21 protein-coding genes and 1 pseudogene are annotated in these 21,510 nt (G+C 56.9%); 11 read left to right on the top strand and 11 right to left on the bottom strand.

The features are described from left to right. Nucleotides 1–70 precede the first annotated feature (70 nt). Nucleotides 71–523, bottom strand: coding sequence for a YaiI/YqxD family protein (locus tag ACN0XM_RS05075; RefSeq protein ID WP_417565832.1), 453 nt, complete (start codon nt 521–523; stop codon nt 71–73). Nucleotides 524–806: 283 nt separating this feature from the next. Here ACN0XM_RS05075 and ACN0XM_RS05070 point away from each other — a divergent pair, with 283 nt between their 5' ends. Genes ACN0XM_RS05070 through ACN0XM_RS05060 form a run of 3 tightly spaced genes read left to right on the top strand, consistent with a single transcriptional unit; the run spans nt 807 to nt 2,311 of the window. After that, nucleotides 807–1,379: a histidine phosphatase family protein gene (locus ACN0XM_RS05070; protein WP_417565831.1), complete on the top strand. Its 573-nt coding sequence runs from the start codon at nt 807–809 to the stop codon at nt 1,377–1,379. Between the two features lie 40 nt (nt 1,380–1,419). Further along, on the top strand, nt 1,420–1,758 hold the full coding sequence (locus ACN0XM_RS05065; RefSeq protein ID WP_417565830.1) for a zinc ribbon domain-containing protein YjdM: 339 nt from the start codon (nt 1,420–1,422) through the stop codon (nt 1,756–1,758). A 37-nt stretch (nt 1,759–1,795) separates the two neighbouring features. Beyond that, complete coding sequence (locus ACN0XM_RS05060; RefSeq protein WP_417565829.1) at nt 1,796–2,311, top strand: phosphate-starvation-inducible PsiE family protein; 516 nt, start codon at nt 1,796–1,798, stop codon at nt 2,309–2,311. A 27-nt stretch (nt 2,312–2,338) separates the two neighbouring features. Here the strand turns inward: ACN0XM_RS05060 and ACN0XM_RS05055 are convergent, their stop codons facing one another. Then, nucleotides 2,339–3,058, bottom strand: coding sequence for a tellurite resistance TerB family protein (locus ACN0XM_RS05055; RefSeq protein ID WP_417565828.1), 720 nt, complete (start codon nt 3,056–3,058; stop codon nt 2,339–2,341). A gap of 290 nt (nt 3,059–3,348) precedes the next feature. Here ACN0XM_RS05055 and ACN0XM_RS05050 point away from each other — a divergent pair, with 290 nt between their 5' ends. After that, nucleotides 3,349–3,870 (top strand): copper chaperone PCu(A)C, encoded by a 522-nt coding sequence (locus ACN0XM_RS05050; RefSeq protein ID WP_417565827.1) that lies wholly within the window; start codon nt 3,349–3,351, stop codon nt 3,868–3,870. A 36-nt stretch (nt 3,871–3,906) separates the two neighbouring features. Here the strand turns inward: ACN0XM_RS05050 and ACN0XM_RS05045 are convergent, their stop codons facing one another. Then, a complete protein-coding gene (locus tag ACN0XM_RS05045; RefSeq protein ID WP_417565826.1) occupies nt 3,907–4,083 on the bottom strand; it encodes a DUF2897 family protein in 177 nt (58 codons plus the stop codon). Between the two features lie 87 nt (nt 4,084–4,170). Here ACN0XM_RS05045 and ACN0XM_RS05040 point away from each other — a divergent pair, with 87 nt between their 5' ends. Beyond that, complete coding sequence (locus ACN0XM_RS05040) at nt 4,171–4,839, top strand: DNA-3-methyladenine glycosylase I (protein ID WP_417565825.1); 669 nt, start codon at nt 4,171–4,173, stop codon at nt 4,837–4,839. A gap of 18 nt (nt 4,840–4,857) precedes the next feature. Here the strand turns inward: ACN0XM_RS05040 and ACN0XM_RS05035 are convergent, their stop codons facing one another. Next, nucleotides 4,858–5,697 (bottom strand): zinc-dependent peptidase, encoded by an 840-nt coding sequence (locus ACN0XM_RS05035; RefSeq protein WP_417565824.1) that lies wholly within the window; start codon nt 5,695–5,697, stop codon nt 4,858–4,860. 198 nt (nt 5,698–5,895) lie between these two features. Here ACN0XM_RS05035 and ACN0XM_RS05030 point away from each other — a divergent pair, with 198 nt between their 5' ends. From ACN0XM_RS05030 to ACN0XM_RS05020, 3 genes are read left to right on the top strand one after another with little or no spacing between them, the layout of a single operon-like run. Next, nucleotides 5,896–6,957, top strand: a complete 1,062-nt coding sequence (locus ACN0XM_RS05030; protein WP_417565823.1) for a diguanylate cyclase — start codon at nt 5,896–5,898, stop codon at nt 6,955–6,957. Between the two features lie 20 nt (nt 6,958–6,977). Further along, entirely contained in the window at nt 6,978–7,433 is a 456-nt protein-coding gene (locus ACN0XM_RS05025) for a CopD family protein (RefSeq protein WP_417565822.1), read from the top strand. 27 nt (nt 7,434–7,460) lie between these two features. Then, complete coding sequence (locus tag ACN0XM_RS05020) at nt 7,461–7,931, top strand: MaoC family dehydratase (RefSeq protein WP_417565821.1); 471 nt, start codon at nt 7,461–7,463, stop codon at nt 7,929–7,931. A 10-nt stretch (nt 7,932–7,941) separates the two neighbouring features. Here ACN0XM_RS05020 and ACN0XM_RS05015 read toward each other — a convergent pair whose 3' ends face one another. Beyond that, nucleotides 7,942–8,796: a PA4780 family RIO1-like protein kinase gene (locus ACN0XM_RS05015; RefSeq protein ID WP_417565820.1), complete on the bottom strand. Its 855-nt coding sequence runs from the start codon at nt 8,794–8,796 to the stop codon at nt 7,942–7,944. A gap of 106 nt (nt 8,797–8,902) precedes the next feature. On the opposite strand from ACN0XM_RS05015, the gene ACN0XM_RS05010 reads away from it, so the two are divergent. Together ACN0XM_RS05010 and ACN0XM_RS05005 are read left to right on the top strand one after the other, a co-directional pair. Further along, a complete protein-coding gene (locus ACN0XM_RS05010) occupies nt 8,903–9,760 on the top strand; it encodes a DUF6544 family protein (RefSeq protein ID WP_417565819.1) in 858 nt (285 codons plus the stop codon). A 3-nt stretch (nt 9,761–9,763) separates the two neighbouring features. After that, nucleotides 9,764–10,012: a hypothetical protein gene (locus ACN0XM_RS05005; RefSeq protein WP_417565818.1), complete on the top strand. Its 249-nt coding sequence runs from the start codon at nt 9,764–9,766 to the stop codon at nt 10,010–10,012. An 8-nt stretch (nt 10,013–10,020) separates the two neighbouring features. On the opposite strand, the gene ACN0XM_RS05000 is transcribed toward ACN0XM_RS05005, so the two are convergent. The 4 genes and pseudogenes from ACN0XM_RS05000 to ACN0XM_RS04985 form a co-directional block, all read right to left on the bottom strand. Beyond that, complete coding sequence (locus ACN0XM_RS05000) at nt 10,021–10,440, bottom strand: universal stress protein (protein ID WP_417565817.1); 420 nt, start codon at nt 10,438–10,440, stop codon at nt 10,021–10,023. Nucleotides 10,441–10,585: 145 nt separating this feature from the next. After that, nucleotides 10,586–11,700: pseudogene (locus ACN0XM_RS04995) on the bottom strand (sodium-dependent transporter). A gap of 123 nt (nt 11,701–11,823) precedes the next feature. After that, a complete protein-coding gene (locus ACN0XM_RS04990; protein WP_417565816.1) occupies nt 11,824–13,008 on the bottom strand; it encodes an aromatic amino acid transaminase in 1,185 nt (394 codons plus the stop codon). Then, nucleotides 13,001–16,519 carry an indolepyruvate ferredoxin oxidoreductase family protein gene (locus tag ACN0XM_RS04985; RefSeq protein ID WP_417565815.1) on the bottom strand — a complete coding sequence of 1,173 codons (3,519 nt, stop codon included), beginning with the start codon at nt 16,517–16,519 and terminating at the stop codon, nt 13,001–13,003. Before ACN0XM_RS04985 ends, ACN0XM_RS04990 begins: the two co-directional genes overlap by 8 nt. A gap of 156 nt (nt 16,520–16,675) precedes the next feature. Between ACN0XM_RS04985 and ACN0XM_RS04980 the strand changes: the two genes are divergently transcribed. Next, complete coding sequence (locus tag ACN0XM_RS04980) at nt 16,676–17,155, top strand: Lrp/AsnC family transcriptional regulator (protein WP_417565814.1); 480 nt, start codon at nt 16,676–16,678, stop codon at nt 17,153–17,155. 71 nt (nt 17,156–17,226) lie between these two features. Here ACN0XM_RS04980 and ACN0XM_RS04975 read toward each other — a convergent pair whose 3' ends face one another. Both ACN0XM_RS04975 and ACN0XM_RS04970 read right to left on the bottom strand, forming a co-directional pair. Then, the gene (locus tag ACN0XM_RS04975; RefSeq protein ID WP_099619215.1) at nt 17,227–17,433 is read right to left on the bottom strand and encodes a cold-shock protein; all 207 of its coding nucleotides are present in this window, start codon (nt 17,431–17,433) and stop codon (nt 17,227–17,229) included. A gap of 203 nt (nt 17,434–17,636) precedes the next feature. Continuing rightward, nucleotides 17,637–21,401, bottom strand: coding sequence for a DUF1631 family protein (locus ACN0XM_RS04970; protein ID WP_417565813.1), 3,765 nt, complete (start codon nt 21,399–21,401; stop codon nt 17,637–17,639). Nucleotides 21,402–21,510: the final 109 nt, after the last annotated feature.

The following is a 21,510-nucleotide window of genomic DNA, read 5'->3' as shown; positions in this document are numbered from 1 at the left end:
CCGGTCAAATACGCAGGCATCAGGGCGGCAAGGGTAGCGGATTCTCCAGAACTTTAGAATAGAATCATTATCACTTGCGACCGTTGCGTTGCAGCCAGCGGTCGAGTTTGTCGGCGAATTCCTTCCGGTCGGTCTGGCTGAAAGGGGCAGGGCCTCCGGTAACCTGGCCGGCGTTTCGCATTTCTTCCATAAAGTTGCGCATGGCGAGGCGCTGGCGAATGTTCTCTTTGGTGAAAGCCTGGCCGCGAGGGTTGAAAACGTCGGCGCCTTTCTCGATGGCTTCGGCGGCCAAGGGGATGTCCTGGGTGATGACGAGGTCGCCTTTTTGCATCTGGTCCATGATTTCGTTGTCGGCCACGTCAAAGCCCTGGGGGACCTGGCGACGTTTGATGTAGGGGCTTGGGGGCAGGGTGATAATGTGGTTGGCGATGAACGTCGTCTCGATCTGCCAACGGGTGGCGGCGCGGCAGAGGATCTCCCGGATGGGGACGGGGCAGGCGTCGGCGTCGACCCAGATTGGCATGGTTGGTTCCTTCTTTTGGCTTGGTTTTGGGTGAGTTTACCTTCTGTTGTTATGAGCCTGATAGATGCTGCCCGCGTATCTGTTTAATAGCCATGGACATTAGTGCCGGAGGCATTGTGAGAACCTTTCCAAAAACCGCTACGAGCACGTCCATGTGCGCTTGTTTCCGGCCATCCTTGGCCTCCAACATTTTTGGAAAGGTTCTCACAATGCCTCGATCGGGCATCATCAGTTTATCCGCGGGACGCAGAAAATTTTTGGATCTTCTCAGAGGGTAGCAACTATGCTTAGCCGATTTTTCCTAGCCGTTTTTCTGGCAGTGGCTTTATGCTTCAGCGCTTCCGCCGCTGAAACCAACGAAGAGGCCTGGGACGCGCTCAGAGAGGGACGGGCCGTATTGATGCTTCGTCATGCTCTGGCACCGGGTACCGGGGATCCGGCAAATTTTGATATCAACGACTGCAGCACACAGCGGAATCTGAACGCCACGGGGCGGGAGCAGGCTCGGGCCTGGAAGCCGTTTCTGGAGAGCCACGGAATCACCGAGGCGCGGGTGTTCAGCAGTCAGTGGTGTCGGTGTCTGGACACGGCCAGGGGTATGAACATGGGGGAGGTTACTGAGTGGCCGTCGCTGAATTCGTTTTTTGGCAATCGCGGGGATGGTTCGGCGCAGACTCGGCAAACCATTTCTCTGGTTAACGGGCTGGGGGTCGGGGCACCGGTGATTCTGGTGTCCCATCAGGTGAATACCACGGCGCTGACCGGTGTGTATCCTTCGTCCAATGAGGGGGTAATTATCGGATTGCCCTTGTCTGAAGATCCGAGGGTGCTGGCGAGAGTTTCACCCGGGCGTTGATGGTATAATTCAGCACTCATTCAATTAACAGGAAATGATAATGTCCCAACTTCCTCCGTGCCCGCAGTGCAGTTCCGAATACACATACGAGGATGGCGTCCAGCTTGTTTGTCCAGAGTGCGGGCATGAATGGTCTGAGGCGGAGGCTGCGGCTGATGCGGCCGGGAAGCTGATTCGGGATGCCAACGGCAATGAACTTCAGGACGGCGACACGGTCACTGTGATCAAGGATCTGAAGGTCAAGGGCTCCAGCTCTGTGGTGAAGGTGGGTACCAAGGTAAAGAATATCCGTCTTGTGGAGGGCGATCACGATATCGACTGCAAGATTGATGGTATTGGTGCCATGAAGCTGAAATCGGAATTCGTGAAGAAGGCCTGATTCAAATCGGTGTTCGGGAGCGGCAGGGAGAACTTGAATGGTTGATCATGATAATGAAACGAATCCGGTCCAATTGCCGCCAGAGCGAAAGCATGAACTCCATCAGGAACTGCCAGTCGATTTCCCGGATCCGTTTTTCCGCGCACTGCACCGGGTTATTCGTTTCGCAATCCGGGTGCTTGCCGTGTTGATGGTGGCTGTGATCCTCTGGGGGGTCGGCGACGTCATTTACATCATTTACGACAGGCTCATCACGCCGCCCTTTCTGCTTCTGAACATCAACGATATTTTTTATACCTTTGGTGCGTTCATGGCGGTTCTGATTGCGGTGGAGATCTTCATCAATATCCGGCTCTATCTCGGCACCAATGTCTTCCCGGTACAGCTGGTTGTGGCCACGGCTCTTATGGCCATCGCCCGGAAAGTGATCGTGCTCGATTTCGAGACACTGACACCCATGTATCTGATCGGGATTGCCGCAACCACGCTGGCGCTCGGGGTTACCTACTGGTTGCTGAGGCAGGGCAATCAGTACCATGAATGGGATGACTGATCGTTTGCTGCCTCAGAGGCTGGTTGATCAGGCGTTTGTGGCAACCCGGATTTGTTGCTCCAGCTCTCGGGCCATTCCGGTATCAAGTTTCAGAGCCGACGCCAGCTGGTCCAGCCATGCCCGCTCCATGGGGTTCTGTTCGTCGATCATCACCGCGCTGACGATGTAGATTTCCCGGCTTGCCTGGGGTGAGTCTGCGTTCCGGGCGAGGGCTTCTGCGTCCAGTGGGGCGTCAAACTGTTGTTGTATCCAGGCGTGTAATTCGTCATCCGGACCCAGTTTCTCGATTTCCTGGGTCAGCAGGGCACGTTCGTTAGCGTCGATGTGGCCATCGGCGCGGGCTGCCATGATCATGGCTTGCAGTATCTCCAGGCCGCGTTGTTCCTGCGCCTGGCCCTGCAGCTGTTCCAGAGGCTGACCTTGCTGGGCCAATGCTGGCTGCGATGTGCTCTGGTTGCTGGACTGGTAGTTCTGGTACGCCTTCCAGGCCAGTACACCCACGCCAGCCAGGGCGCCGTACTTCAGGGCTTTGCCGCCCATCTTCCGGCCGCGTTTTGACCCGAGCATCATGCCGAGGGCGCCGCCGCCCAAAAGACTTTTGACGTCGATGCCTGAACCCGAGCCTTGTCCGCCTTTGAGTTGGCTGCCAAGGCTGTCCATCATCCTGTTGATGTCCATTCCTCCACTGCGGGACTGGCCTCCCTGGGCCTGTTTCATTACCTGGTTCAGCACCGACATCACGTTCATATTCAACTCCTGCTAATCGGGTCACTTGTTGGCTTCTGCGGTCATTCTATGTCCGCCGGGCTCCCGGGTCATGAGGCCGGGATTAATCTGTTGTCATGAATCAGGGCATTTAGTTCCATTGATCACCGCTACATTAGCCCGGAGGTATGAAGCTTCTGCTGGCTGGCTATTGCAATGGCTAGCTGCGACCATTCGCCGCATCTAGCCATTGCTCGCTTGTCATCAGTAGATCCAGGGGCAACACTAGGATCTGAATGACGTTTCCAAAAAACGGATCGACGCGAGACACCATGAACAGACTCACCGCATTGACCACCGGTCTGCTGATTGCCTGCAGTGCACTGATCACCACACCTGTCCTGGCCCACGATTACAGCCAGGGCGATGTAAAAATCGATCACCCGTGGAGTCGCCCCACACCACCAGGTACGCCCATGGGTGTGGGCTACCTGAGCATTTCAAACACCGGTGGCAGCGATATCGTTCTTGTCAGTGTCCGAACCCCCCGGGCAGAGAGGGTCTCCATCCACAGGAGCAGCATGCAGGATGGCGTTATGCGAATGACGCCGGTGAAAGGCGGGCTGGCCATTCCAGCCGGCGCAACCGTAGAGCTGGAACCCCACAGTTATCACCTGATGCTGGAAAAACTGAAAAGCCCGCTTCAGGAAGGCGAAGCTATTCCGGTAACCCTCAGCTTCAAGGGCGCGGAGGATATGGATGTGGAGCTGAATGTCGCGCCGCTGGATGCCCCAGCCGTTAAAAGCAAGGACATGGACCACTCCGGTGCTGGAATGGATCATAGCGGGAGCTGAGGAGATTGCCCGGCGGAGCATTACGCACTGACCGGGCTACCATTCTTTGTCTTCTGCACTTTCCTCAGCCTCTATTTCCGCCTTGCGGGCCTGGATTTTCTTCATTCTCTCGTCAGAGATTTTCATGCTGTGGGCGCTGTTACGCAGTATCATCATGCTGCCCACTATCAGCGCCAGTGCGAGAAACAGAATGACCCATCCTATCGTTGGCATGTGTGCGGCTCCCTGATCGATCCGGTTTCCTTTATAGTGAACCACCTAACACCATATCGACAACCAGATATCCGGACGGGACACCAAATGTCTTTCTCCCGAATCCATGATCAGGCGATCGCCCACAAGGGCGGCGCAGATGCATTACACGCCCTTCTGCCTCCTGTGGCCGAGCATGGCGAACTGGAAGCCAGAAGTGACGACCGGTATTTGTCCGAGGTAACCCGTTGTATCTTCAAGGCCGGATTTGTCTGGCGGGTGATCGAGAACAAATGGCCGGGCTTCGAGGCCGCTTTTAAAGGCTTTGTGCCTCTGTACTGGCAGCAGGTGCCGCCGGAAGTACTTGAGGATCTCTGCCAGGATGAGCGGATCGTCCGTAACATGCAGAAGATCCGTACCGTGCCGGAGAACGCCCGGATGATCGTGGATGCGGCTCGGGACCATGGCAGTTTCGGGCGCTTTCTGGCGCAGTGGCCATCGGAAGACCAAGTTGGCCTTCTGCTCTGGCTGAAACGCAATGGTGCCCGCCTTGGCGGAAATACCGCCCAGTATTTTCTGCGCCGGGTTGGTTGGGACGGCTTCATTCTCTCCAGCGATGTTGTTGCAGGTTTGCGTCGGGAAGAATTGCTGGATGCGAGTCCGGGAAGCAAGAAGGCGCTTGTTCAGGCGCAACAGGCCTTCAACACCTGGCATGATGAAACCGGGCTGCCTTATAGTCACTTGTCCCGGATTCTGGCCTGTTCTGTCGGTGAATAACGCCGATGGTGGGTGAGCTTAAGGCATGGCAGGCTCATCTGATAGATTCATCGGATCCAGCCGGTAGTACCCCTGAAGAGCCTTGTACACCTCAGGTTGCTCGTCCTTCAAGTGGCCAGGTTGCTGGAAAAAGGCTTCCGTCAGCACTGCAAAGAACTCAGCTGGCTCGGTGGCGCCATAAGGATCGAGCCAGGGTTTGTGGTGATGACTCAGTGAGTGCCTCAAATCCTCGTAGGCTTTTGTCATTGTATGCTGCCAGTGTCCGGCTTGCTCGCCGCTAAGAGGTGGCGCTCCATCGGCGGTGCCGTCCAGATAATCCAGCTGGTGGGCAAATTCGTGGAGGATGACGTTGTGGCTGCTGTGCGGGTTGCCGGCAGCTTGTTTGCACTCCTTCCAGGCCAGGACAACCTGGCCCCGGCTCGATGCCTCGCCAGCCCGGATTTCATGACTCTCGCTGACCACCATGCCATCGCTTTGGACGCCTCGCACGTGGTAGGCGTCGGGGTAAACCAGAATGCTGCGGACATCATCGAAATCCGAGTAAGTGCGGGCGAGTATCAGCAGGCAGGCATGGCCGGCGATGGTCAGTTTCACGCTTTCATCTACTTCGAAGCCATCACAGCCGTAAAATTCCTTCTCGGCAAGAAAAAGCTGTACCCTCTGTTCAAGCGCCTGCTTGAGGTGTTTGGAAAGTATCCGGTAAAGCGGCACCTGCGATTCCAGATGCCGGCGCCAGGATTTTGGAAACGGTCCCCTTAACTCACGCTCCCTTCGCCATGTCTGGTAGTAGAACAGGAAGAAAACCGCTGCCGCTATGAGGGTCACTGCGAAGACCGCAAATACGAGTGCTGCTGACATGTTTCTCCAAGCGACCATTCGGTGAGTTAACGACTATCTTAACGAAAAACGGCACCTGACAGCAGATTGGTTCCTTGCTGATGGTGTTTTTCCGGGCCCGGAAAACGGGGAAATAATTTTCAGTTGTTTGCATTTCCATGACACAAGGTTCCTGATTTCAGGGTAATCTTGTGCCACATTCAAGGAACTATGCAGTTTATGGAAAGCTTCAATACCACAGCGACCTATGAGCCGGCACGAGAGCGCCGACCGCAGTTCTGGCGCCTGGCCATGCGATGTGCCCAGATTGCAGGCACGGTCGACGTTATCTTCTTCTTTCTTTTTCTCGCACTGGGCTCCCCGATTCTGGCATGGGTGAACGTGGTCAGTGTTGCCATGTATACGGGCGCCTATTACGCGCTCAAATACCACAGGAATAAAATCGCAGTCGTATTGATCTGGGCGGAAGTGCTTATCCACGCGGCGCTTGGCATCATTCTGATTGGCTGGGAGAGCGGCTTTCATTATTACCTGCTGATGTTCATACCGGCGATCTGCGTTTCAGCACCCCGGAGGTGGGCCGTTTATGCCCTGCTGGGGCTAGGGGGCTACTACATAGCGCTGGATGTGTTGATGTGGTTTATCGAGCCCCTGCAGCCTATTCCCCAAACCGCCCTGCATATCGTCCATCTGTTCAACCTTAGCGTGGTCTTCGCCATGTTCAGCTACCTTTCTTCGTATTATCTGAGAATGGTAGTGTCCGCTCAGCGTAAATTGCGTGAGATGGCAACAACGGATTCACTGACTGGCCTTTCCAACCGCCGTCACATGACCTACCTGGCTGAAAAAGAACTCGCCCGGTTCCAGCGTAGTGGTCATCCGGTGGGGTTTCTTCTCCTCGACGTGGATCACTTCAAATCCATCAATGATGCCTACGGCCATGAAACCGGTGACCGGGTGTTGGGTTACGTTGCTGACGTCATCCGGGAAGAGCTTCGGGCGCAGGACCTCACCGGGCGATGGGGTGGCGAGGAGTTTCTTGCCATTCTTCCGGATACCGATTCCGGAAAGGCCTGGGCAAGCGCAGAACGGGTGCGAAATGCCTTTTTGGCGAAGGACTGGAAAGCAATCACCGGAGTTGAAGTTGAGGTTACGATCAGCATCGGGGTGAGTGAGCTTCGTGTCGGAGAAGATCTGAGTGCCGCTGTCAGCCGTGCCGATGCGGCGCTTTACCGGAGTAAGGCCAGTGGCCGGAATCGGGTGGAATTGGAAGCGGTCTGAATACTGGAGAGGTTATTCTTATGGGGTTGGCAATTGCGTTGCATGTTCTGTCCGCGGTTATCTGGGTTGGAGGTATGTTCTTTGCCTATATGGCCATGCGCCCGGCCGTGGTTGAGGTTGTGGAGTCGTCACAGCGGGGCACCCTCTGGTGCGAAACGCTCTCCCGCTTTTTCCGGTGGGTGTGGCTGGCTGTCCTGTTGCTGCTGGTCACCGGCTACTGGATGATTTTCAGTGTCTTTGGCGGCATGGCGGGCGCGGGCTGGCACATTCATGCCATGCAGGCACTCGGCCTGGTTATGATGCTGCTGTACTTTCACGTTTACTTTGCGCCTTTCCGTCGGCTCAAGCAGGCGGTTGCAGAGAACAATCCACAAGAGGGTGGCCGTCAGGTAGGCCGCATTCGCCGGCTCGTGGGGATAAATCTGATTCTCGGGCTGATTGTGGTGGCGATCGGTGCTGGTGGCCGTTACCTTTAGGCCTCTGACCGTTCGAGATTTGATTGCATGTCTGACATCCGAAAGAAAACCATTGCCGGCCTGAAAGCGGGGGATTCGTTTTCCCTGACGCGAACGTTTACCGAAGAGGAAACCCTGTCCTTTGGTGAAATCAGCCGCGATCAGAACCCGGTCCATTACAGCGATGAATTCGCCCGGGCAAAAAACCTTGAAGGCAAAATCTGCCATGGTCTGCTTGTGGGCGGCATGATTACGGAAGTCGGTGGGCAGATCGGTTGGCTGGCGTCCGGCATGAATTTCCGTTTCCGCCGGCCCGTCTATTTCGGTGACACCATCACCTGCGTATTCACCCTTACTGAAGTGGATGAGCGGAATCGTGCCCGGGCAGAGGCAGTGCTGTCGAACCAGCATGGCGAGACGGTGATCGATGCCTGGTTGACCGGCGTGTTACCCGGGCCGGAGGAGCAGGAAGTCATGTCGGCGATGCTCAGCGAACAGGAGGCAAGGTCCCGCCGCTAAACCGGCGCGCTCAGTCTTCCTCGTCATCCTTCATGCGTTCCTGCCGCTCCCATTCCTCTTCCTTGGCGGCGTCGATGATTTCCATCAGTTCGTCGACGTCGGCGGCCGTATCGTCGTGCTGGAAGCATCCGGTGAGTTTACTGTCCGGGTGCAGGTCGCCCGATTCATAGAGAGCCCAGATCTCTTTGCCGTAATCGGTGGTCAGGAGCTCCGGCGCGAAACGCCCGAAATACCGGCGCATATTGTCGACATCGCGCTCCAACATCCGTTCAGCATTGTTGTTGCCGGAGGCATTGACTGCCTGGGGCAGATCAATGATGACCGGTCCGTCGGTATCGACCAGAACGTTGAACTCAGACAAATCCCCGTGGATAAGTCCGGCGCTCAGCATGCGGACCACTTCCCGGATGACCTGTCCGTGAAAGTCCCGGGCCTGCTCGGCTGACAGAGTAACGTCGCCCAGCCGCGGTGCGGCCTTGCCGTCCTCATCTGCCACCAGTTCCATCAGCAGCACACCATCCACAAACCCCAGAGGCTCAGGAACCCGGACGCCGGCCGCAGCCAGTCGGTAGAGGGCGTCGACCTCGGCATTGAGCCAGGCATCTTCCTGCTCTTTCTGGCCATATTTCGTTTTCTTGCTCATGGCCCGGGCCCGCCGACTGTTCCGAACCTTTCGGCCTTCCTGGTATTCCACTGCTTGCTTGAAGCTTCGTTTTGAGGCTTCCTTAAACACCTTGGCACAGCGTACCTGGTCGCCGCAGCGTACTACGTACACCTGAGCTTCCTTGCCGCTCATCAGCTGGTAAAGCACTTCGTCCACCATGCCATCGTCAACAAGGGGTTGTAATCTTTTCGGTACTTTCATAAAACCTTTCAGACTAACAGTGAGCGTGCCGACCGTGTTCGTTGATCTGGGGCAAGGCCGGGTATGAGCAGGGCAGGGAAAATAGCCACTACGGAGCATAGCTTACATGAAAATCTTTCTGTTGATCCTGTTGATTTTGGTAGCGGCCGCTGTTGCGGGGTTGTGGCTCTGGCGCCAGGCTGACCACAACGCTGACCGGTCTGCGGTGGTGCGGTTGGTGGCCTTTCAGCCGGCCACACCGGAACGGTTTGATCCTGTCCTTGTTCGAAGCCTGCCGGAGCCTGCCCGGCGGTATTTCCTTTTCACCATTCAAAAGGGCACGCCCCTTTATACCGTGGCGCAGATTTCCATGGCGGGAAAATTCGGCATGGGTAACCGGGAGGCTCCCGACTATGTGGAGATGGTGGCGAGTCAGACGCTCGCCATGCCGGAAGGGTTTATCTGGAAGATGAGCGCCCGGCGGGGACAGTTGAGGTTATCAGGATCGGATACGGAGCAGTGGACCCGATTCTGGCTGATGGGAATTCTGCCTGTGGCCCGAATGGGCGGGAACCTGGACCATACCCGCTCTGCCTTTGGCCGGTATGTGGCAGAAGCCGTATTCTGGTCGCCCGCAGCCCTGCTGCCACGCCCGGGTATTGTCTGGCAATTGGTTGATGTGAATACGGCCAGAGTCATTGTTCGCCACAATGGCATGGAACAGGCAGTGGATGTTGTTGTAGCCGACGATGGCCGACCGGTGCAGGTCAGTTTCGACCGCTGGAGCAATGCCAACCCGGAAAAGGTTCATCGATGGCAGCCGTTCGGAGGCTACCTCTCGGAGTTCCGTGAGTTTGATGGTTTCAGGCTGCCAACCCGCGTGGAAGCGGGAAATTTCTTTGGCACGGATGCGTATTTCCCATTTTTTGTCGCTAAGGTCAGCGGCGTTGAATTCCCAAGATCCGATATCCGCAAGCAGCCCTGATTAATGCCCTGGATGGTTATCTTTATCCAACTCATTCTGCCGGTCCTCATGCTGATCTGGCTGGCATTATTTCCCGCCGCAGGTCTGTTTGCGCTTGGGCTGCAAGTTCTGTCCGTCGGCGCAATTGCGAAAGCGGTTGATGGTATTGAGGGCATGAGGATTCCGGACATGAACCGAGGCGAGATGGGGAACTCCGGTAACAGCTCAGAACCCCACCTTCACATCCATGCCCAGCGGAGACTGCCTGAATAAGGGCAGCCTCAGCGCACCACGAAAACCGAAATATCACTGTGCCTGACGATGTTGGCCCCATTGGAATGGAGAATGTGGAGCCTGTCTCCGATGCCGGGCGCATGTGAGGCCATTACGACCAGGTCGGCACCGGTTGTTTTAATGGCTTCGAGCAACTTGTCATCCAGCTCAACAGCGGTGTCGGCGGATTGCATGACGATGCTATCGGTATCAATGCCGTGTGATTGCCCCTGCTCCTCTGCGAACACGCTGAGTTTCTCTGCCAGTTCCTTCGGGCTATGGGCGGCGGCCGAGGGCGTGCTGTTGGTCACTGTTACGTAACAGAGAGTGGCGTTGTAGTGTTTGGCAATATCGATGGCGGTGTCGAGTGTCTTTACCATCTTGTCGGTATGGGCGAGGTCTACCGGAACGAGGATTTTTCTGTACATGGCGTACTCCTTACTTCCGTTAAGGCATTGAAGCCGAAAACTCCTTAACCCCAGATTGGCAGCAATGTTTATTAATTGTCAAAAAGCCCGGTGGATTACACCGGGTCTTTTGCAGTCGAACAACTCCGTGCTGTAGAAAGCCCGGTCAAATCAGATTGTAAAGGAATACCACCCCGATGCCCGCAGGCGTCAGATAGCGGAGTACAAACATAAAGGCCTTAAAGGCAGAGCCTTGCAGACCTATGTCCGCCGGCAGACTTTCCCGCCTCATGGCCCAGCCCGCGAACAGGGCTATGGCAAGCCCGCCCAGGGGCATCATCAGATTGGACACCAGGAAGTCGAGGAGGTCGAATACGGTCTTGCCTTCAAAGAGGGCGATGAAGCCCAGTGGATGCAGGTCTTCCCATACGTTGAACGACAGTACTGTACCTATGCCAATGAACCAGATCGCCAGTCCGCCTCCAAGCGCGCTTTTGGCCCTGCTCACACCTTTATGTTCTTCCAGCCATTCCACCACCGGCTCGAGCATGGAAATGGCGGAAGTAATGGCGGCCACCAGGAGTAGGGCGAAGAAAATGGTGCCGAACAGGGCACCACCACCCATCTGGCCAAAAGCCAGTGGCAGAGTCACAAAGATCAGGCCAGGGCCTGCACCTGGCTCAAGGCCGTTGGCAAACACCAGAGGAAAAATGGCAAGACCGGCGAGCAGCGCAACACTGGTGTCCATAACGGCGATGGTCATTGCAGTTCTGGCGATGTTGACGTTTTTCGGCAGGTAGGAGCCATACGCCATGAGCACACCAATACCAATGCTCAGCGTGAAGGCGGCATGCCCGAGCGCTGTCAGAATGCCAGCAGTGGTCAGCTTGCTGAAATCCGGTGAGAACATGAAGCTCACGGCGTGGCCAAAGCTGCCGCTATTCATGGCGTAGATCACCATCGCAATCAGCAACACAAACAACAGCGGCATCAGCATGGTCACGGCTTTCTCAAGCCCTGAGCGAATGCCGCGACCAACGATGAACACAACAATCGCCATGAACACAGAGTGCCACAGCAACAGCTCCCAGGGATTTGCGAGCAGCCCGCCGAACTGACCGCCAATGGTTTCGGCATCGGCGCCGGTACGCCAATAAGAAAAATGCAGGTGAGATAGACAAGGACGAAAGCACCGCCGCCGTTCTCGCCGGTAATGTAGGGGAACTTCCAGATGTTTCCGAGGCCGACTGCCGAACCGGCCGCGGCGAGAATGAAGGTCATCCGTGAAGACCAGAGGTTGTTGGCCTGCTGGTGTGGTTGGGTATTCTGACTCACTAGGGTCTCCGGCTAGTTGTTCTTGTCGGATTGACGTTTCGGGCCTGGTTTAATCTCTAAGCGGACTGCTTACTTGAAGACGTCGCGTATTGCGTCTGCTACCCGTGGTATGGCCTGGTCGTTCAGCCCTGCAACATTCACACGGCTGCTCTCCAGCATGTAGATCCCGTGCTCCCTCCGTAATCGGTTAACCTGCTCAGGACTGATCCCGAGGAACGAGAACATGCCCCGCTGACGGGCGATAAAACTGAAGTCGCCAACCGGCGCCAGTGCGCTGGCAAACTCATGGCGCAGGTGCAGGATGCGTTTGCACATTCCGCTGAGCTCCTCCTGCCATTGGGTCCGCAACCCATCGTCCCCCAGAATGGTCTCGACGATGGCGGCGCCATGGGCCGGGGGCATGGAGTAGTGGGAGCGGATGACGCTCAGCAGCTGGCTGGTGGCGGCCGAACTGATGGGTGCCGTGGCAGAGATAAGAACCAGGGCCCCGGTTCGCTCCCGGTAAAGCCCAAAGTTCTTGGAGCAGGACGCCGCTATCACCATTTCCGGCACGGCCCCGGCGAGGTGTCTCAAGCCTGCTGCATCGGGATCGAGGCCCTCACCAAGGCCCTGGTAGGCCATATCCACGAAAGGCAGAAGCCCCTTGCGCTGGATCAGACTGGTGACTTCCTGCCATTGCGTCAGGCTCAGATCGGCGCCTGACGGGTTATGGCAGCAGCCATGGAGTAACACCACGTCACCCGATTTGGCCCGTTCGAGGGTCGCCAGCATGGCGGTGAAGTCTACCTCCAGCGTTTCTGGATCAAGGTACGGATATTCCCGGATGGCAAGGCCTGCTCCTCCCAGCAGAGGGAGATGATTGGCCCAGGTCGGGGTGCTCACCCACACGTTGGTGTCCGGCTTGCAAAGGCGCAGGAACTCGGCCGCCATCCGCAGGGCGCCGCAGCCGCCCGGAGTCTGGACAACGGCCGTCCGACCGGCCCGGATGAGCGGGCTGTTGCTTCCCAGGATCAGCTCCGCCATGGCATTGTTAAACCCGGCGGCGCCTGCGGGCCCGACATAGCTCTTGGTCGTTTCGCCCTCAAGCAGACGCCGTTCGGCTTCATGCACAGCGGCCATGATCGGCGTATTGCCGGCGTTATCCTTGTAGACACCGATGCCCAGATCCACCTTATCCGGCCGGGTATCTTCCCGGAATGTCTGCATCAATTGCAGGATCGGGTCCTGTGGCAGCGGCTTCAGGGCTTCAAACATGGTTTGCCTCCTTATCGGCCAGTTGGGTGCGGATGAGAGTAGGGCGGCCAGTGTCCAGGGCCTTGATCAGTTGGGTCTGTTTTTCCCGGATGCCTTCTGCCGCCTGTTCGCGAACCGGCCCATAGCCCCGGACGTCGGCTGGCAGTTCTGCCAGTTGCAGGAAGGTTTCGTAGTTGCTTGCGTCCAGTTCCTGACCAATGCGGGCCACCAGGCTCTGATAGTCCCTCAACATGGCACGATCCAGTTTCCGGTCGGTTGAGTAACTGAACGGATCCACCACGGTTCCGCGCAGGCTGCGGAATTTTGCCAGCAGCCTGAAGGCGCGGAACATCCAGGGGCCGAACCGGCGTTTCTTCGGGCGTCCCTGGGCATCGGTTTTCTTGCTGAGCAGGGGTGGGGCCAGGTGAAAGTGGACCTTGAACTCACCTTCGAAGGTTTCATTCACTTCTTTCATGAAGTCAGTTTCTGCGAACAGCCGGGCCACTTCGTACTCGTCCTTGTAGGCCATGACGCGGTACAGCTGCTGCGCCACGGCTCGGGTCAGGAGCAGGTTCGTCTGTCCCAGGGCTTCCTCGGCCTTCCGGACGTCGGCAACGCTGGCGCGGTACTGATCGGCCCAGCGCCGGCTCTGATAGTTGACGAGGTGGCCGTGACGGGTCTGGATCAGCTCATCAAGGGTCGGCTCGGACTTGACGTCCGCAACCTTCGCGCCGCCGGTGTCCAGAAGGCCCGTTACCGCGCTCAGATCAACAGCCGCCACGCGGCCCCAGCCGAAGGCTTCCTTGTTGCGGTCAATCGCTACACCGTTGAGCTCGATGGCCTTCATCAAGGCCGCTTCAGACAGGGGCAACAGCCCTTTCTGCCAGGCGAAGCCGAGCATCATCACGTTTGAGAACACGGTATCGCCCATCAGCTTCTCGGCGATGCCATTGGCGTCTAGCTGACTGAAATGGTCCTGACCTACCGCATCCCTGAGCAGGCCCAGTCGCTTGTCGGCCTTCATGTCGGCATCCCGGAAGAGCACGTAATCGGCGGTGGGTAGTTCCGCTTCGTTGGCTACAATCCGGGTGTGGTTCGGCCTCAGTACACTCAGGGCTTTCTGAGAGGACGCCACCACCAGATCACAGGCGATAACCGCATCGGCCTGGCCGTTGCTGATCCGAACCTGGTGCAGCTTGTCCGGAGACGGCGCCATGCGTACATAGCTCAGAACGGTACCACCCTTCTGGGCGAAGCCCATGAAGTCCAGTACCGAGGCACCCCGGGATTCGAGGTGCGCGGCCATGGTGATCAGCTGTCCCACGGTGACCACGCCTGTGCCACCGACGCCGCCCACGAGGAGGTCGTAGGAACCGGTCATTTCCGGGACTTGGGGGGCAGGTACGTCAGCCAGCTTTCTGGTCAGTACAGAACCGGTGTCCATTCCCCGGGATTTGCGCAGCTGTCCGCCTTCAATGGTGACAAAGCTGGGGCAGAAGCCGTTGACGCAGGAAAAGTCCTTGTTGCACGAAGACTGGTCGATCTTGCGCTTGCGGCCCAGCTCGGTTTTGCGGGGCACAACCGAGAGGCAGTTGGACTGCACCGAGCAATCGCCACAGCCCTCGCAAACATGGTGGTTGATAAAGGCCCGCTTTGCCGGATCCGGGAACTGATTGCGCTTGCGGCGGCGGCGCTTTTCAGCGGCACAGGTCTGGTCGTAGATCAGCACGGTGCATCCCGGAATGTCCCGGAGTTCCCGCTGAACTGTATCCAGTTCGGAGCGGTCGTGAAAGGTGACATCCTTTGGGAACTGGTCTTTATGGCCATCGTACTTTTCCGGCTCATCGCTGAGCACCACGACCCGGCGAACGCCCTCGGCGGCCACCTGCTGGGCAATCATGGGCACAGTGATCTTGCCATCTACCGGCTGCCCGCCGGTCATGGCCACGGCATCGTTGAACAGAATCTTGTAGGTGATGTTGATGCCTGCCGCCACGGCCTGGCGGATGGCCATGGAACCGGAGTGGAAATAAGTGCCTTCACCCAGGTTCTGAAACACGTGGGGGTTGCCGATATAACGGCTCTTTCCGATCCAGTTGACCCCTTCGCCACCCATCTGGATCAGGGATTCCGTGTTCCGGCCCATCCAGGAGGCCATGAAGTGGCAACCAATGCCCGCCAGCGCCTTGCTGCCTTCGGGCACTTTGGTGGACGTGTTGTGAGGGCAGCCGGAGCAGAAATAGGGCATCCGTCTTACGCCACCCGGGTCTTGGGCATTGGACATGGCACTGATCTCGGCCATGCGCTCGCTGAAGTCCACCGAGAAAAAACGACCAAGACGGGCAGCCAGGAAGCCGGCCACAAGCTTGGGACTCAGCTCACCCACATAGGGGATCAGCGGGCGGCCCAGCTCATCCTGTTTGCCGGTAATCAGCACCTCGCCGGGGCGATCCGGCTCAGACATGGTTTCCTTGATCTGGCTTTCGATGATGCCCCGCTTTTCTTCAATAACCAGAACCTCTTCCTTGCCATGAACGAAGTTGAGGATGCCGCGTCGCTCCAGCGGCCAGACCATGCCGACCTTGTAGATATCCAGCCCCATGTCACGGGCCTTGTCTTCATCAATGCCAAGCAGATCAAGGGCTTCAAGCAGGTCCAGGTGGCCCTTGCCGGTGGTTACAATGCCGAAACGGGCTTCCGGGTTGTTGTACAGGCAGCGGTCAATGGGGTTGGCCCTGGCGAAGGCCTGCACGGCGGCCAGCTTGTGTTCGATTCGGGTTTCCAGTTGGGGTCCGGGCAAGTCCGGCCAGCGGTAGTGGAGGCCGCCTTCGGGTGCGGTGAAGTCATCGGGCGTTACGAATTCCGGCAGGGGAGGCAGCTCCACGGATGCCGCGCTTTCAACCGTCTCCGAGATCGCCTTGAAGCCCACCCAGCAGCCACTGTAACGGGACAGGGCATAGCCCCACAGGCCGAATTCCAGATACTCGGCGAGATTGGCCGGGTTGATGGTGGGCATGAAGAAGCTCATGAACGCCACATCGGACTGGTGGGGCATGGAGGAGGACACACAGCCATGATCGTCACCGGCAACCACCAGAACACCACCGTGGGGGGATGAGCCATAGGTGGTGCCGTGTTTTAGGGCATCGCCGGCGCGGTCAACTCCGGGGCCTTTGCCATACCAGAGCCCGAATACACCATCGACCTGCCGGTCATCATCGGTCTCCACCTGCTGGGTGCCCAGCATGATGGTGGCAGCCAGGTCTTCGTTAATCGCCGGCACGAAATCGATACGGTTGCTATCGAGCAGAGTCTGGGCCTGCCAGAGTGCCTGGTCGTAGGCCCCCAGTGGAGAACCCCGATAGCCACTGACCATGCCGGCGGTATTCAGCCCCAGTTTGCGGTCCAGTGCAGCCTGCATCAAAGGGATGCGGACCAGAGCCTGTGTTCCGGTCAGGAAAACCCGGCCTGAATCCCGCAGGTAGCGGTCTTCCAGTTTGTAATTGTCGAGCTGTGGGGTATCGGCGGACATGGCGCCCTCCTTTTGTCGATTTTATAACCAGAATTCTAGAGGGAAATCGGCAAAAGGTGCTTGCTTATTAGGTGAAGGTTTCTCGAGTTTGCGAAAGGATGTTTGATAAAAGACAATGTGAAGAAAGAACCTTTGATAAAAATCCGGTGTTACCAAATGAAACAGGTTAATCTCGATAAACTGGACCGGCGAATCCTGTCCGTGCTTCAGCAGGACGGACGTATCAGTAACCAGTTATTGGCAGAACAGGTGGGGTTGTCGCCGGCGGCCTGCTGGCGGCGGGTACGGACTCTGGAGGAAAGCGGTGTCATTCAGGGATACAGCGCAAGACTGGATCCGGACCGTATCGGTCAGGGGTTGTGCGTGCTGGTCAATCTGTCATTACAGCGACACAGTATCGACAGCACCGCAGAGATTGAACAGCAGGTCAGCAGCTACCCGGAGGTACTTCAGTGCTTTGCGGTTACCGGGAATGCCGATTTCGTACTGAGGGTGATCGTGCCGGATATGGCCAGCTATGACCGCTTCCTGAACGAAAAGATTTTCACCCTTCAGGGCATTGCCCAGGTGAATTCAAACTTTGCCTTGCGGGAAATAAAGAATACCGAGACGATCCCGGTGGAGGGGCTGGAGTAAGGTCAGAGACGAAAGCCAGAAACGAAAAAAGGCAGCCGAAGCTGCCTTTTTCATTACGTGTTGTCTGTTATTTAAACAGCAACTACGTTTTCCGCCTGAGGACCTTTCTGGCCCTGGGTAACGGTGAACTCGACTTGCTGGCCTTCAGCCAGAGTCTTGAAACCGCCGCCCTGAATAGCGCTGTAGTGAACAAAAACGTCCGGGCCGCTTTCGCGAGTGATAAAGCCAAAACCTTTTGCTTCGTTGAAAAACTTAACGTTGCCGGTAACTGTAGACATAATATACTTTCCTGAATTCAATCTTTTAATGTGCCGTCAGATCATCTTGGTGATGCCTGATCAGCGGTATGCGGAAACAAAAAACTTGCGTGATCAAAAACAGGACGTGCTACGTGTTACAACTGAGCGGTCTTATTGATGAAATGCTTTGCTAAATCTTTCCAACGAGGCCCACCATACTCTTACTGCCGGTAAATGCAAAGCTATTTCTTGTAGGCATAAACCGGGGTGCCGGGTTTTACAGTACCGAGGAGGCTATCCAGCCTGCGCGGCTTCCCAATGGCGAAGCCCTGTGCGTAGTCCACCTGGATCTCCTTCAGGGTGTCCATGATTTCCATATCCTCGACGTATTCGGCAATCGTCTGCAGGTCCAGGAAATGACACAGTTCGTTGATGGAACGCACCATGGCGTAATTGGTCAGGTTTGTGGCCATGTCCCGGACGAATATGCCATCTATCTTCACGAAATCCACCGGAAGTTTTTGAAGGTAGGCGTAGGAGGACAGCCCGGTGCCGAAGTCATCCAGGGCAAACCGGCAATTGAGGCGCTTCATCTCGCGCATGAAGTCGGAGGCAAAGTGCAGGTTGGCAACAGCTGAGGTTTCGGTCACCTCGAAGCAGAGTTTGTGGGCAAGTTCAGGGCTTGCCCTCAGATTTGACTCCAGGCCGAGCATGAAACCGTCATCACTCAACGAAGAGCCTGACAGGTTTACGTTCAGGGTAGCGATATCGGCCAGGGTCTCGGGATTGTTGCGCATCCAGGCCATGGCCTCTGAAATGACCCACAAGTCGACCCGGGTGCTGCGGTGGAACTGCTCCGCTGCCTCGATATAACCCTGAGGTGAAATCTCCTTGCCAGAGCTGTCCCGGAGCCCCAGCAAAAGCTCATACATTTTGCCTTCGCCGGTTTTCGGGCCCAGGGGGACAATGGGCTGGGCGCGAAGGTAAAGACTGCCATCACGGATGGTCCGATCAATTTCGGTCACCCATTGCGGAGTGCCAATCTGTGAGGGGTCGCGGCTCTCTCTGGCCAGTTCAATCCGGTTGCCGCCCTGCTTTTTGGCAGCCTTGAGCGACAGGCTTGCCTGGTTCAGAAGGTCTCCGGCGGAATGTGCGGCGCTGTTAACAGGCCGGATGCTGATGCTTACCGTCGCCCGGTACTCTGCCTGCCCATGCTGAACGACCTGTTGCTCGAAGTTGCGGCGAATGGATTCCGCCAGGTCAAGGCTGTCTTCGACGGTGATTTCGTCGATGAGTATGGCAAACTCATTGCCGCTGATCCGGCCAACATGTGATGCCGGAAATCTGGCGTGGCCTTCTCTGCGAATGGTTTCGGCGACCTGTTTCAGCAAGGCATCGCCGGCTTCCGCGCCATAAGAGGCGTTGATAACGCTGAACTCATCAATGTCGAGAACAATTAACGCGCCCTTCCCGGGTTCCGACGATGATGGTGAGGCGCCTATTAAGCGGGAGACCTGCTTTTCAAAGTCGTGACGATGCATGCAGCCGGTGAGGGCATCGTGGGTGGCCTGGAAATTCAGCTTCCGGTAAACATCCTCAACAATAGTGAAAAGGCTCTGATCGAGAAACGGTATTTCTCCGTCCTCTACCCGCCATGCGCTACCGTTTGCCAGTTTCTCGACAAATTCCGGAAAACCGTAACTGACTTCACTCATGCCTTTGGGCGAAAGGAACACAAATCTGAGGGAGTCCTCCCCACCCCAGACCAGTCGCATGCGGCGCGGTTCGCCCTCGTCCAGTCGGACTTCGACCCAGTCCCCAATCGAAATCTCCTTCGCCCTCGAGACCCAACGACTCTGTTCAAGTTCCAACGGTACCGCCGGCGCAGGTTCATCCGCCTCTGCGTATTCTTCGACCCAGACCGTGTCCGCCGCCATCTGGCCCTGAAGCTGTCTGGCCAGCTCCTCCATGACCGGGATAATTCGCGATATCTCACCGGCTGTCTTGAGCTCGCGCTCGACGAACTGAAGCATGACACTGCTCTCGAGCTCCCGCTCGAAGGCAAACTCGCCCGTCGTTCCGGAGGGGGACAGCCAGGCCTGAAGCTGTGCTACTACATCGAACAGCTCCTCACAGTGTTGGCTGTCGGCGCCTTCCCGAAGCATGGTAAGTACGATTATCTGCTCCCACCCGGCCTGAAGAAGCCGGATCAGGATTTTCGGAACCTCTCTCTGTCTCAGGAGGGCGTCGAGACGTTTCTGCGCGTCTTTTCGTGTCTTGCGCAGGCGCTCCTTGCCCTCCAGGGTTTTTGCCAGTCGTTCAGAGTTTCTGATAAACGACTGATCCTGCCGTTCCACCAGCTGTTTTAGCTTCTGGCTGAGGCTTTCCAGCAGATCCGGCTTGGATGACTCGATTCGGGTGAGCTCGTCAACAATGTCGGCAACCGTGGCCTCAAGCTTTTTGCTGGAAGCCCTTTCCGCAAGACACAGCCGCATCAGGTTGTTGATGATTTCCCGTGCCGGGTGGTCTTCAGCATTCAGGAAGTCCGGCGTTTCGATGAGGGCTTCAAAAACCGGTAACCGGAGCTGTTGCAATTGATGGCGAAGCGAACCGGAAAGCTCGTCATGGGCCTGAAGAGGCGCAAACAGACGGTCCACAAGGCTGGCCTTTTCGACCGCCGTCCGGTCAAGCACCTTGGCCAGATCGGAATCTGAATTGGCCAACTCCCGAAGCAACCCTGCCATTTCGGACTCGTCGTCGCGTAAGCGATCCAGAAGTTCACTGCGTCGGGATCTGATGTTTTCGGATAGCTTTGGGTTGGGTTCTTCCCAGTCTCCTGCCTCAGATGCCGGATTGCCCTCCAGAGCCATAAGCTGGAACAGGGCTCGTCCGGCTGATGCCGTATCCGTTGGAGCTCCGCCAGGCGTTTCCGCTGCCGGATTGTCGCCGGAGCCGGGTGTCTTTTCGTCGTTTTCTCCCGGAGAGCTGCTGCTTTCGGGTGCGCTTTCCCTGCGAGACCAGTTCGCCGGCAATTCGCTGATGTCGAGGGCTTCCAGTCCGGCCCTGCGGCAGTCATTGATCAGGGACTGAACCGCTGCGGGCCAGATTCTGCCAAGGGCATTCCCCCAGGCTTTGTAGATTGTGAGGCGGTGTTCCCGCGCAATTCCCAGATGGTCCACCATATATTGCAGGCATACGCATAGCGCCCTGGGCGTTAGAGGGTTGTTGTCATCATTGATTTCTTGCCGGAATATCTGGTTTAACAGCTGATTAAGCACGAAGGTCGTGCCGGTATTCGCCTTGCTTATCCCGACAGCGATCGTCTGCAAATCGAGCCAGTCCTCGAACTCATGCTGTTGCAACAGGTGGAGCTCTGTTGTCCGGGCTCTGGATTCTGAAGCGGGCTCAAGGACGGCCTGATTGGCCTGAAACCGGGTCTGGAAATCCTGAAGCATTCGTTGTTGCCGGCTCTGGAAAATAAACCGCATGTCCTTGAGGCGCGTGATCTCGCGGAGCTCGGCCGCCTGCGCCAGATCGGCCTCAATGCCCTCGAATGTGCCATCCATGAATTCAGGCAGTAACTGCTCTAGAAGGCGACGGCAGTGCTGGTGGTAGAGCCTTTTCAGCGACGGGTCTGACTCCGGCTCAGCAAGCCGTGATCCACCGCTGTCTCTGAGCAGCTGCTCGATATCGCTAATTGTCGCTGCCGTCAGGTTGGTAAGCTCAAGCGAGGCGCTACCCCCGGGCCCGGACCGGACCAAGCCCTTGAAGTGGATGTGCTGCGTCTCCCGACCCGGCTCAAGGAAGACGTGCATATCAGCCTGTGCCGCTGCCTGAGAGGAAAGCTGCTTGAGTACAGCCGGAGAGGAAAAGTGCTTCAGTTCAAGGCGAAGCTCGTTGTCATTGCGAGTCACACTTTCGATGGCACAGCCGCAGGGAATAAAGCCCTGGACAACGACAATCGCATCCTTGTTGAGTCCGGATCTTGGCACGTTGGCCTTGGTCATTGACCGCCTTCCTGAGCAGTGGAAATTGAATCGGATTTCAGTTCATTGCTGACGTCAGTGTAAGTTGATATTCACTGAACGCAAAGTGAATATACAAAAGCGATATATG

It is taken from the genome of Marinobacter sp., from assembly GCF_048269445.1.
Lineage (GTDB): Bacteria > Pseudomonadota > Gammaproteobacteria > Pseudomonadales > Oleiphilaceae > Marinobacter.
The sequence above is the reverse complement of the archived record's forward strand: the minus strand, read 5'-3'. Positions and strand labels throughout refer to the sequence as shown.